At 65.0% G+C, this 12015-nt stretch carries 14 protein-coding genes; 11 read left to right on the forward strand and 3 right to left on the reverse strand.

The features are described from left to right. The first annotated feature begins 219 nt into the window (after positions 1-219). The 4 genes from AC4FIJ_RS07895 (at position 220) to miaB (ending at position 3361) form a co-directional block, all read left to right on the forward strand. Entirely contained in the window at positions 220-648 is a 429-nt protein-coding gene (locus tag AC4FIJ_RS07895; RefSeq protein ID WP_490336169.1) for a Ros/MucR family transcriptional regulator, read from the forward strand. Between the two features lie 191 nt (positions 649-839). Continuing rightward, entirely contained in the window at positions 840-1259 is a 420-nt protein-coding gene (locus AC4FIJ_RS07900; protein ID WP_490336170.1) for a Fur family transcriptional regulator, read from the forward strand. 6 nt (positions 1260-1265) lie between these two features. Beyond that, positions 1266-2015 (forward strand): lysophospholipid acyltransferase family protein, encoded by a 750-nt coding sequence (locus tag AC4FIJ_RS07905; RefSeq protein WP_490336171.1) that lies wholly within the window; start codon positions 1266-1268, stop codon positions 2013-2015. An 11-nt stretch (positions 2016-2026) separates the two neighbouring features. Next, a complete protein-coding gene (miaB, locus tag AC4FIJ_RS07910) occupies positions 2027-3361 on the forward strand; it encodes a tRNA (N6-isopentenyl adenosine(37)-C2)-methylthiotransferase MiaB (protein WP_490336172.1) in 1335 nt (444 codons plus the stop codon). On the opposite strand, the gene AC4FIJ_RS07915 is transcribed toward miaB, so the two are convergent. Further along, entirely contained in the window at positions 3358-3945 is a 588-nt protein-coding gene (locus AC4FIJ_RS07915; protein WP_490336173.1) for a hypothetical protein, read from the reverse strand. The genes miaB and AC4FIJ_RS07915 overlap by 4 nt on opposite strands. A gap of 95 nt (positions 3946-4040) precedes the next feature. On the opposite strand from AC4FIJ_RS07915, the gene AC4FIJ_RS07920 reads away from it, so the two are divergent. The 5 genes from AC4FIJ_RS07920 to AC4FIJ_RS07940 all read left to right on the forward strand — a co-directional run bounded on the left by AC4FIJ_RS07920 (position 4041) and on the right by AC4FIJ_RS07940 (position 8624). Further along, complete coding sequence (locus tag AC4FIJ_RS07920; protein WP_490336174.1) at positions 4041-4997, forward strand: hypothetical protein; 957 nt, start codon at positions 4041-4043, stop codon at positions 4995-4997. Between the two features lie 229 nt (positions 4998-5226). Then, entirely contained in the window at positions 5227-6210 is a 984-nt protein-coding gene (locus AC4FIJ_RS07925; RefSeq protein ID WP_490336258.1) for a PhoH family protein, read from the forward strand. Between the two features lie 24 nt (positions 6211-6234). Beyond that, the gene (gene ybeY, locus AC4FIJ_RS07930) at positions 6235-6738 is read left to right on the forward strand and encodes an rRNA maturation RNase YbeY (protein WP_490336175.1); all 504 of its coding nucleotides are present in this window, start codon (positions 6235-6237) and stop codon (positions 6736-6738) included. A gap of 60 nt (positions 6739-6798) precedes the next feature. Then, complete coding sequence (locus AC4FIJ_RS07935) at positions 6799-7737, forward strand: hemolysin family protein (RefSeq protein ID WP_490336176.1); 939 nt, start codon at positions 6799-6801, stop codon at positions 7735-7737. After that, positions 7737-8624, forward strand: a complete 888-nt coding sequence (locus AC4FIJ_RS07940) for a LysR substrate-binding domain-containing protein (protein ID WP_490336177.1) — start codon at positions 7737-7739, stop codon at positions 8622-8624. The genes AC4FIJ_RS07935 and AC4FIJ_RS07940 overlap by 1 nt, the downstream gene beginning before the upstream one ends. Positions 8625-8873: 249 nt before the next feature. Here AC4FIJ_RS07940 and AC4FIJ_RS07945 read toward each other — a convergent pair whose 3' ends face one another. Both AC4FIJ_RS07945 and AC4FIJ_RS07950 read right to left on the reverse strand, forming a co-directional pair. Next, complete coding sequence (locus AC4FIJ_RS07945) at positions 8874-9155, reverse strand: hypothetical protein (protein ID WP_490336178.1); 282 nt, start codon at positions 9153-9155, stop codon at positions 8874-8876. A gap of 109 nt (positions 9156-9264) precedes the next feature. Then, positions 9265-9729, reverse strand: coding sequence for a peptidylprolyl isomerase (locus tag AC4FIJ_RS07950; RefSeq protein WP_490336179.1), 465 nt, complete (start codon positions 9727-9729; stop codon positions 9265-9267). Between the two features lie 247 nt (positions 9730-9976). Between AC4FIJ_RS07950 and mgtE the strand changes: the two genes are divergently transcribed. Both mgtE and AC4FIJ_RS07960 read left to right on the forward strand, forming a co-directional pair. Then, positions 9977-11452, forward strand: coding sequence for a magnesium transporter (mgtE, locus tag AC4FIJ_RS07955; protein ID WP_490336180.1), 1476 nt, complete (start codon positions 9977-9979; stop codon positions 11450-11452). Positions 11453-11491: 39 nt separating this feature from the next. Next, entirely contained in the window at positions 11492-11884 is a 393-nt protein-coding gene (locus AC4FIJ_RS07960) for a DUF1489 family protein (protein ID WP_490336259.1), read from the forward strand. Positions 11885-12015 lie beyond the last annotated feature (131 nt).

The raw sequence follows: 12015 nt of genomic DNA on the forward strand, positions 1-12015 counted from the left end.
TTTCGTCGCCTCGGGAATCCCCAAAATGAGTCAGCCTCAGCGCAGGCTGGTATAATTGCATTTACCTGCATTTTTCAAATTTTAAATAGGGATTTTTTCACGGATTTATCTGAAGAATAGTTGTAATTTAATATATGATGCATAATAGGTCGCCTGCCGCCGGTGGCTTTCGGGGTGGCCCACCTGGCGAAGAAGAACCGTATTGAAAGGATAATATTCATGGATAATCCCGCCCCCGACGTGAACGAGACATTGATTACACTTACGTCGGATATCGTGGCCGCCCACGTCAGCAACAACAACGTGCAGGTTGGCGACGTTCCTTCGCTGATCAGCAATGTCTATGCCGCGCTGGCCGGTCTTGGCGATGCACGCCAGGAACAGGAAGAGCCGCCGGAACCCGCCGTGTCGATCCGCGCTTCGGTCAAGCCCGACTACATCGTCTGCCTTGAAGACGGCAAGAAGCTGAAGATGCTCAAGCGTCACCTGATGACGCATTACAACATGACCCCCGAGGATTATCGCCAGCGCTGGAACCTTCCCGCCGATTATCCGATGGTCGCCCCCAACTATGCGGAAAAGCGCCGCGAACTGGCCAAGAAGATCGGTCTGGGACGCAAGCCCGGCGCACGCCGCAAAAAGGCCTGAACTGGCCCTGGGCCAACGGCCCGGCATCCCCTGCGAAATATCCGGCCTGTCCATATCCCCCATCCCCGAAACAGGCCGGATCGCACACACCGGTTCAGGGCGGTTGCGTTGACGCTGACGCGGTCTATGATCGCGGCGAAGCGGCGCAGCCGCCCTTTCCGTTTCAACCTGTTATCCAAGGCTTCAACCCCGTGCCCAACCCGATCGACATCGAAGCGATCTGCGCCGAACGCGGACTTCGCATCACCGAACAGCGCCGCGTCATTGCCAAGGTGCTGTCCGAAAGCACCGACCATCCCGATGTCGAGAAACTGCACGAGCGCGCCTCTGCCGTCGATCCGGGCATTTCCATCGCCACGGTCTATCGCACCGTCCGCCTGTTCGAAGAGGCGGGCATCCTCGACCGACACGATTTCGGCGATGGCCGCGCCCGGTACGAAGCGTCTCCCGAAGCGCATCACGATCATCTGATCGATGTCGAAACCGGCAAGGTCGTCGAATTCGTCGACCCCGAGCTGGAGGCGTTGCAGCGCCAGATCGCGGAAAAGCTGGGCTTTCGTCTCGTCGATCACCGCATGGAGCTTTACGGCGTCCGCCTCGACCGGGACTGATCGCCGGTGACCAAAGACGGCTGGGGCTGGCGCGCGCCGGTCAGGCTGGCGGCCATGGCCATCTGGCTGGCCGCCTGCGTCACCGCCTATTACCTGCTGGCCCTGCTGCCGGGGCGCAATCCGGTGCCGCCGGTGTTCCTGGCGGGTCTGGCCTTCATCGCCGGGGTCGACATCCGCATCGAGGGAACCGCGCCCCGCCGCGCGATGCTGCTCGCCAATCATGTCAGCTGGATCGACATCCCGGCGCTGGCGGCGACCGCGCGTTCCGCCTTTGTCGCGCATGACGGGCTGCAGGGTCATCCCGTGCTGCGCAGATTGTGCGAGATGAACGACACCGTGTTCATCGCCCGTTCCCAAAGGCACACGGTATCGCGGCAGGTCGACCAGATCCGCGCCGCGATCGACGAATGCGACGTGCTGACCCTGTTTCCCGAAGGCACCACCGGACCCGGCACCGCCCTGCTGCCGATCAAGAGCAGCCTGCTGTCCGCCATCGACCCGCCGCCGCCCGACGTGCCGGTGGTCCCCGTGCTGCTCCATTACGCGCAGGCCGCCGACATCGCATGGGTGGGCGACGAGCCGGGCGTGGACAATTTCCTGCAGATATTGCGCCGCGCCCGCCCCGTCGAACTGACGGTGCATTTCCTCCGCCCGCTGGAGGGCGAGGAACTGGCCGGACGCAAGGCGATGGCGGCCGCGGTGGAGCAGCGGCTGGCGGCAGCCTTGGGACTCGCAAACAAGGCGACAAAGGCGTAAGGGCGCGCCCCATGACTTCCCTTTCCGAACCCAAGACCTATCGCATCAAAAGCTTTGGCTGCCAGATGAACGTCTATGATGGCGAGCGCATGGCCGAATTGCTGGGCGCGCAGGGCATGTCCGCTGCCCCCGAAGGCGGCGATGCCGACCTTGTCGTGCTGAACACCTGCCACATTCGCGAAAAGGCGGCGGAGAAGGTCTATTCCGACATCGGCCGCTTGCGGCGCGAGGATGGCTCCGCCCCGCTGATCGCGGTCGCGGGCTGCGTCGCGCAGGCCGAGGGCGAGGAGATCATGGCGCGAAGCCCCGACGTGAAGATGGTCGTCGGCCCGCAGGCCTATCACCGCCTGCCCGGCATGATCGAAAAGGCCCGCCGCGGCGAGCGCGTGACCGACACCGACATGCCCGCCAACGCCAAATTCGGCGCGCTGCCGGGCCGCACAAAGCGCGCCCCTTCGGCGTTCCTGACCGTGCAGGAAGGCTGCGACAAGTTCTGCACCTATTGCGTGGTGCCCTATACGCGCGGCGCGGAGACCAGCCGGCCCTTTGTCGATCTGGTCGAGGAAGCAAAGCGGCTGGTGGATGCTGGCGCGCGCGAGATCACGCTGCTGGGCCAGAACGTCAATGCGTGGGACGGCGAGGACGACAAGGGCCGTGCTGTCGGGCTTGACGGGCTGATCCGCGCTTTGGCCGCGCTGCCGGATTTGCAGCGCATCCGCTATACCACCAGCCATCCGAACGACATGAGCGACGCGCTGATCGCCGCGCATGGCGAGATCGACAAGCTGATGCCCTATCTCCATCTGCCGGTGCAGTCGGGCAGCAATCGCGTGCTGGCCGCCATGAACCGCAGCCACAGCGCGGAAAGCTATGTCGAACTGATCGAACGGTTCCGCAGCGCGCGGCCCGATATCGCGATCAGCGGCGATTTCATCGTCGGCTTTCCCGGCGAAACCGATGCGGAGTTCGAGGATACGCTGAAGATGGTCGATACCATCCGCTATGCCGCCGCGTTCAGCTTCAAATATTCGCCGCGCCCCGGCACCCCTGCCGCGACCATGGAAAACCAGATCGCCAAGGAAGTGATGGACGAGCGGCTACAGCGGCTTCAGGCAGCGCTGCAGCGCGACAGCCTGTCCTTCAACCAGAGTTCGGTCGGCAAGACTTGCGAGGTTCTGGTCGAGCGCAAGGGCCGCAAGCCGGGCCAGTGGCTGGGCAAGACCCCGTGGCTGCAATCGGCATGGTTCGCATCCGATCCGGACAGGGCCAATGCCGCGATCGGCGATCTGGTAAAGGTCGAACTGCTGGCCGCCGGACCCAATTCGCTGGAAGCGCGGGTCCTCTAGTCGCCGCCGGTGTCGAGGGGGCGCATGGAATCCCATGCGTCCTCGGCAATCAGGATCTCGCCCATCGGGCCCTGCGCCACCTCGTCCTCTATCGTCGCGGGCGGCACGGTGGGGTTCGACGGATAGGCGTTTCCGTCGAAGCGCATTACGGCATGGCCGCTCTCACCCCCGCCGCCGCCGATGCGGACACCGATGTCGCGCCAGCCCTCGCTGCTGCTATCGAGCACGGTGACCGGCAGGTTCGAGACGCTGGCATCCATGCGCACCGCAAAACCGTCGCCTTCGGGCTGCAGCACCAGCGTGTTGCATCCGCCCGTTCCGCACAGCATCGGCCCGCTGACATAGGCGACGATCTCGTCCACGCCGTCGCCGTTCAGATCGACCGGCGCGGTGGCGACCGAAACCTCGCCGTCTCCGGCAAAGCGCTGCGCGAGAAAGGCATCGACCTGTGCGGTGTCCGGCGCTGCAGCTTCGGCCACATCCGCCGTATCCGCAGGCGCGGCGCTATCGTCGGCGGGCGGCGATCCGCAAGCGGCTACGCCCAGCAGCAGAAGGGCGGCGAAGGGGGCAGTGTTCATACGCATGAGCATCTCCATGGCGCTTGCGGCGCGAAAGCCGACATGCGAACGAGCATGCCGAAGGAGTAACCGCCCTGCAACGCCGACGTCATTTCCGCCGCATGGTGCTGAATAGAGCCGCTTTCGCCGTGCCGGTCATGCTGCTGGCAAGCGGCTGCGATGCCGCGCCCGAACGCGATCCCGCCGCCGAACCGCTTCCCCTGACCGCGCCCGCCGACGCAGAGGAGATGTCCGATACGCCGCCCAACCCTGACGGGTTGCAGCTTGCCCCCGGCTTTGCGCCCCTGCCATTCGGCCTGGCGGGCACGGGCTGGCTGGTTACCGCGGTCGACGGCGTGCCGACCGCCGATCTGCAGGACGACGTGGCCACCGTGCATTTCGGCCAGTCCTATCTGCGCTGGCTGGGCTGCGACCAGATGGAGGCGCTTTACATCCCTCTCACCCGCAGCTTTGCGCTGGGACAGGTGGAGCGCAAGACCAGCACTTGCGGCGACAGCAAGGTGGATGCGGCGCTCGCCTCTGTGCTGGCGGACAAGCCGCTGATCGGACGTAACCGCGAGGGCAAGATCATGCTGGCGGGCCGGGACCACAATCTCACGCTCAGCCAGATCGACAGCGGGCCAAAGGACCCCAAGGCCCCGCCGCTCGACGCAGCGCCGTTCGAGATCATGTCGCCCGGCGCGCCCGATGGCCGCCCGGTCCTGTCGCTGCATGATGGGCGCTTCGCCATCTGGATGGATTGCCCCGCCGCGATCTCGGGCAGCCTGCGTCTGGTCGAGGGACGGCTGCGCACCGGCAATGTGCAGGTGAAGGAATGCGAGACGTTCCGCTCTGCCGCACGTCAGGAACTGGCCGATTTCTTCCGCGCCTCACCCGCGGTGGCGCGCGGACGCAGCGGCGAATTGCTGATGAGCGACGGCGAAACCGTGATCGCGGCGCGGCAATGCGGGCCGCAGTCCTCTGCCTGCCGCCGTACCGCCGCCGCCATTCACGCGGATGAGGCGGTAGAGAACTCTCCGGGCGGCGAACAGGGATCGGTGGATATCCCCTTGCGCTGATCGCGGCGCGGCTTGCCTAAGGGCGCGGCGATCCTATCTTGAACCTTGCAACAGGCCGGTTTTCGTCGCAGTCCGAGTCGGGCCCGGCCTCCGGTCGTGACAAGGAGCACGAGTGAGCCGCAAGAACGCGCGCGTTGCCGCACCCACGGCACCCACGGGCAACTGGCCCGACCGCACCGGACCGACTGGCGACCGAACGGCGAATGCCGCGACCCGCGCCCGGACCGAGATGGAATTCCCCGATGCCGAGATGCTTGGCGCCTTGTTCGGGCAATTCGATCGCAATCTCGTACAGATAGAGGACCGCCTCGGCGTCTATATCTCGGCGCGCGGCAATCGCGTGCAGATCGAGGGGAGCGAGGAAGCCGTCGCCCGCACCCGCGACGTGCTGGCGGGCATGCAGCAGCAGCTTTTGTCAGGCTTCGAACTCGATGCGGGCGCAGTCGATGCGCTGATCGCGATGAGCAGCGAGCCTACGCTGGACGGAATCGTCACCGGCAAGGACGATAACGGGCTTGGCGGCGGGCTGAACCGCAATGGCCGCCCGCAGATCATGATCCGCACCCGCAAGAAGACCATCGCCCCGCGTTCCAAGGCGCAGGAAGCCTATATGCAGGCGCTGGTCAGCAACGATGTCATCTTTGCGCTGGGTCCGGCGGGGACGGGCAAGACCTATCTGGCGGTGGCGCAGGCGGTCGCGCAGTTGATAACCGGCAGCGTGCAGCGCCTGATCCTCTCGCGCCCCGCGGTCGAGGCGGGCGAGAAGCTGGGCTTTCTGCCCGGCGACATGAAGGACAAGGTCGATCCCTATCTGCGCCCGCTGTATGACGCATTGTTCGACTGCATGCCGCCCGAACAGGTCGAACGCCGGCTGGCGAGCGGCGAGATCGAGATCGCGCCCATCGCCTTCATGCGCGGCCGCACCCTGGCCGACGCCTTCGTCATTCTGGACGAGGCGCAGAACACCACGCGCGAGCAGATGAAGATGTTCCTCACCCGGTTCGGCCAGAACAGCCGGATGGTGGTGTGCGGCGACCCCAAGCAGGTCGATATTCCGGGCGGCGACCGCCATTCGGGGCTGGCCGACGCGGTCGACCGGCTGGAAGGCGTGGACGGTATCGCGGTCAGCCGCTTCACCTCTGCCGATGTCGTGCGGCATCCGATCGTGGGGCGTATCGTCGATGCCTATGAGGGATCGGGCGTTGCGGGCTGACCGCTGCCGCGCCTGGGGATTCGCATGACCGCACCGACGCTGGAACTCGACGTATCGCCCGAATGGGGCGACGATGTGGACTGGGACAAGCTGACCCACCGCGCCGCCGAGGCCATCGGGGCCGAGGCGGCGGAGCTGGCCAATCCCGACATGCTGGTCAGCGTGGTCTTTGCCGACGATGCCGAGGTTCAGGTGCTCAACCGCCAGTGGCGGGCCAAGGACAAGCCCACGAATGTGCTGAGTTTTCCGATGCTCTCGCGCGAGGAAGTGCTGCGCGCGAGCGAGATGAAGAACGGCGGCGCGCCCGCCATGCTGGGCGATATCGTGCTGGCGCGCGAGACCTGCATGCGCGAGGCGGCGGAAAAATCAGTTGCACTTGCAGTTCATGCAACGCATCTGGTGATTCACGGATTGCTCCATCTCGCCGGTTACGACCACGAGACCGGGGCAGCCGAGGCCGAGGAGATGGAGGCACTCGAGGTTCGGGCACTCGCCCGGCTCGGGATTGCCGATCCCTATCTTTCGTGAAACTGGCCGCGCCCGGTCCCCCACCGGCCGGACATTGGTAAAGGGTTCGAAAGGCCGGTCATGGCCGAAAGCAGTCACAGTACCGACACCGGCTCTGCGGAGCCGGACAGGCGCCTTTTATGGCACCGAATCCGCGCTTTCTTCGATAGCGGCGACGGCGAGCAATCGCTGCGCGCGCAGATCGAGGAGGCCATCGACGAGCACGAGGAAGAGGAAGGCCGCGAAGGCCCCGCGCATGAGAACGGCGATCTGTCGCAGATCGAGCGGCAGATGCTGCGCAACCTGCTCCATTTCTCGGAAAAGGACGCCGACGACGTGTCGATCCCGCGCGGCGAGATCATCGCGATCGACCGCGCGGCAAGCTGGGACACGCTGGTCGCGACCTTTGCCGAGCACGGCCATTCGCGCCTGCCGGTCTATTCCGAAACGCTGGACCATGTGATCGGCATGATGCTGATCAAGGACGTGTTCCCCTTTCTGGCCGAAAACCGGGCGCCGCCCAAGGACTGGACGACTTTGATGCGCCAGCCGCTGTATGTGCCGCAGGCGCGCGGGGCGCTGGACGTGCTGGCCGACATGCGCTCGCGCCGGGTGCATCTGGCCATCGTGGTCGACGAATATTCGGGCACCGACGGCGTCATCACCATCGAGGATCTGGTCGAGGAAATCGTCGGCGACATCGAGGACGAGCACGACGACGCGCCGGTCGAACTGCTGGTGCCGATAGACGAAGGCATGTGGGACGCCGATGCGCGCGTTCAGCTGATCGACGTGGCGCGCCGCGTCGATCCGCAGCTTGCGGTGGTCGAGGAACAGGTCGACACGCTGGGCGGGCTTGCCTTCGTACTGGCGGAACGCGTGCCCGAAGTGGGCGAGGTGCTGGAACATGCCAGCGGATGGAAGCTGGAAGTGATCGCGGGCGACGAACGCCATGTCGAACGCATTCGTCTGCATCCGCCGGCGGACGAACCCGCCGCAGACGACGAAAGTGCCGATTGATGGCGACACGCCGCCTTCCCCCCCTCCGCTCGCTGGAGGCGTTCGTCCGTATCGTGCGGCTGGGTTCCGCCAAGGCGGCCGCCGCCGAACTGGCGCTCAGCCCGTCGGCCTTGTCGCGCCGCGTCACCGCGCTTGAGGATTATACGGGCCGCAAATTGTTCAATCGCGGCCACCAGACCATGAAGCTGACCGAAGAAGGGCAGGCCCTGTTCGACGCGGTCGCCCCCGCACTGGACGAGCTGGCCGAGCAGGTCGGGCGGCAGATGGCCGACAACAAGATCATGCGCCTGCGGCTCAACGTGCTGCCCCTGTTCGGCGAACAGCGGCTGATGCCGCGCCTGCCCGAGTTGCGGCAGCTGTATCCGGCGCTGCACATCGACATCGACAGCTCGCCCAATCCGATGGCACGGCTGGGGGAATCGATCGACGCGGCGATCGTGATCGCGGACCAGATCGATCCCAGGCTGCACGCAGTGCGGCTGGACCAGAACAAGGTGCACGCCATCGCCTCGCGCAAGACGGTGGACGAGCTGGGCACGGTGCCCGATCCAGCGCGGCTGGAGAAGATGAACTACCTTGTCCATTCGGACATGGATCTCAGTTTCAACGCATGGCGCGCGGCGGTCGGCATCGACACGCGCAAGGAGCCGCTGGTCGACCATTTCGATTCCGGCGCGCTGATCCTGGAAGGCGCGGCGCAGGGGCTGGGCATCGCGATCATGCACGGCGACCACCTTGCCCGCGCGCGCGACGAACGGCTGGCAAGGCTTTTTCCCGAGCTCGAGATCGAGAGCCCCTACAGCTTCTGGTTCGTCTGCCGCCCCAAGGCGCTGGAAACCCGCCCCGTGCGGATTTTCCATGACTGGCTGCAGAGTGCAAAACTGTAGCCCGCGAATTAGGGCGAGCATCGCGAAGCGAGCGGAGACCTAATTCGCCAGTGGCGAAAGTGCGGCCGGCGGCCGCGCGGGCCATCGGGCCCGCAGCGAGCCGTTCGACGTCACAGCCGCGGCTTTGCCGTGGCTGGGGCCAGCGCATCAATAACGAACAGAATTAATGAAGGTCGGCTATCGAGATCGTCGCGAGTTGCCTCGAACGGCGGGAATGGGGTGGGAAGCGGACATCGCGCAGGGGCTAGTCTATGCGAGCCGTCGTGAAACAACGAGCGCAGATATGAACGTGACCGGCAGGCTTAGCAAGCCCAGCAACATAAATGCGATCAGAGCAATTCCGTGCGGATCGTAGTTCCAGAGAGCAACGTAAATAGTCATCAAGAGCAATGGGAAGGTGAATGTTCCAACAAGCATTGCAAGAATGCTACTGGCTCCGAGCTTTCTAGCTGCAAGCAGCGCGAAGGCAGCCACAAGTGCAGCGAGCGCCAGTGCACATGCGATGAGGGGTATGTCGCCAGTGGTCATCATCGAGCGAAGTTACTGCCGCGCCAATTAGTTCGCAATCGGTCGTATCCGGAAAGCACAAAAAAGGGGCACCCAAAGGCGCCCCTCTTTCATACACTACTGACGGCTCGAATTACGAAACGGTAGCCTTGACGATCTTGCCCGGATTGGCCGGCGGCTCGCCCTTGGGCAGTGCGTCGACGTGGTCCATGCCTTCCTCGACCTCGCCCCAGACGGTGTACTGGCGGTCGAGGAAGCGGGCATCGTCAAAGCAGATGAAAAACTGCGAATTGGCGCTGTGCGGCGCGGAGGTGCGCGCCATCGAGCAGACGCCGCGCGTGTGCGGGTGGTCGTTGAACTCGGCCTTCAGGTCGGGCTTGTCCGAACCGCCCATGCCGGTGCCGTTGGGGCAGCCGCCCTGCGCCATGAAGCCGGGGATGACGCGGTGAAACTTCACGCCGTCGTAGAAGCCTTCATTGGCCAGTTCCTTGATGCGCTCGACATGGCCGGGGGCAAGGTCGGGGCGCAGCTTGATCACGACGTCGCCGGTTTCGCCATTGCCGGTGTCGAGCGTGAGGGTGAGTTTATCCTCGGACATGGAATCTCCTTTGTCGCTCCTGTCGGCGGAGCGTTTCTGCGGGGTCGCAACCGCATATAGGGTATCGGCGGCATATGTCACGCCTGCGACTGTCCACCTCTGCCCACAGCCTATGCCGCCCTGCCCACAGGCTTATGCCGCGCTTTCCCACAGCGTGATCCACAGACTCTTCCACAAGCCGTCCACAATGGGGAAACCCAAGTTTCCCGGTTGATTTCGCGGTGCAGCATCCTAGACACCGGCACTGATGGACCGCGACGATCTCCACCCCTCCAGAGAGCATGACGCCGAACAGGCGACGCTGGAGGATATCATCGCCGCGGAAGAGGCCGAGCGGGTCAGCGACGCCGAGGAAGCCCGCGCCGAACGGCTGGACGAGGACGACCGGCTGAAGCCCGAATTCGTCGAGGCGGTGCGCGAGGCGTTGCAGGACGACGCCGAGACCGACGTCCGCGACCTTGTCGAGCCGCTCCATCCCGCCGACATCGCCGATCTTTTCGAAATCCTGCCGCGCGAGGACCGCCCCGCCCTCGCCCGCGGCATCGCCGATCTGATGAGCGGCGAAGTCATTTCGGAAATGAACGATTACGTTCGCGACGATCTGCTGGAATCGCTGCCGCCCGACGCGGTCGCGGGCATTGCCGAACAGCTGGAAACCGACGACGCCGTCGCGCTGATCGAGGATCTGGACGCCAGCGACCAGGCCGCCGTCCTTGCCGAGATGGAGCCCGAGGACCGCGCCGCCATCGAAAGCGCGCTGTCCTTTCCCGAGGAATCCGCGGGCCGCCTGATGCAGCGCGATCTGGTCGCGGTGCCCGAACATATCACCATCGGCGACCTGATCGACTACATGCGCGAGAACGCGGACCTTACCACCGAGTTCTGGGAGGTCTTTGTCGTCGATCCCGCGCATCGGCCGCTGGGCACCTGCCAGCTGTCGTGGATCCTGCGCACCCCGCGCAGCGTGCCCATCGCCGACGTGATGAAGCGCGACCAGACGCTGATCCCCGCCGATCTGGATCAGGAAGAGGTTGCGCTGCGCTTTCAGAAATACGCGCTGATCTCCGCCGCCGTGGTGGACAAGAGCGGCCGCCTGATCGGCCAGATCACCGCCGACGACGTCGCGCATATCATTCAGGAAGAGGCGGGCGAGGATACGCTGCTGCTGTCGGGCGCGGGCGAAGGCGACATCAACGAGCCGATCCGCACCTCCTATTCGCAGCGCGTGCGCTGGCTGATCGCCAATCTGGGCACGGCGCTGGTCGCCTCGCTGATTATCGCGGCGTTCGGCGCGGCGATCGAGCAATTGGTGGCGCTGGCGATCCTGATGCCCGTCGTCGCCAGCATCGGCGGCAATGCGGGCACGCAGACCATGGCGGTGTCGGTGCGCGCGCTGGCGATGAACCAGCTGACGCGGTCGAACACCAGCCGCGTGATCTGGCGCGAGATGCGCGTCGCCCTGCTCAACGGCATCACCGTGGCGGCGCTGATCGGCGCGGCGACGGCGGTGATCTTCACTCCGATGCTGGGCGGGGTGATCGCGGCGGCGGTGGTGGTCAATATCATCACGGCGGGCATGGCGGGCGTGCTGGTGCCGGTGATCTTCGACCGGCTGGATCAGGACCCTGCGGTCGCGTCATCGGTGTTCGTGACGATGATCACCGATTCGATGGGGTTTTTCGCCTTCCTCGGCCTTGCCGTCGCGTCGGGTCTGGTCGGCTGAATTCTTGAGTAGCCGCGCCGGCCCCCTATCTTGGGTTTGATGCCCCTTCACCTGACCAAGATCGCTTTCGGCGCGCAAAGCTATGACGATATCGAGCGCTGGTTCGCCAATCGCCCGCGCCTGTCGCTGAACACGCGTTATTGCCCGAAGCGGGTGGACGAGCTGGAGGGCGGCTCGCTCTACTGGATCCACGAACATGCGCTGGTGGCGCGCAGCCCGATCACCGGGTTCGAGCAGCAGGACAATGGCCGCTGGTGGATCCACCTCGCGCCCGAACTGATCCGCGTCCAGACCCGCCCCCGCCGCGCGCATCAGGGCTGGCGATACCTGAAGGACGAGGACGCGCCCGCCGATCTGGCCGAGGGCGAGGAGCCGGGCGACGTGCTGCCCGGCAGGCTGCTGGGGCAGTTGACCAAGCTGGGATTAGTGTGAGGCGGAGGGATTAGGCTGAAGGACGGGAATGTCGTGGTAAGCAGACACGCCGGTTTTCATTACGTGCGACACTAGGCCGGTCTTTGCACAATCATCATACTTTAATCCATGCATCTGGTGCTCTGCACAGC

The sequence above is a fragment of the Croceicoccus sp. genome (genome assembly GCF_983967925.1).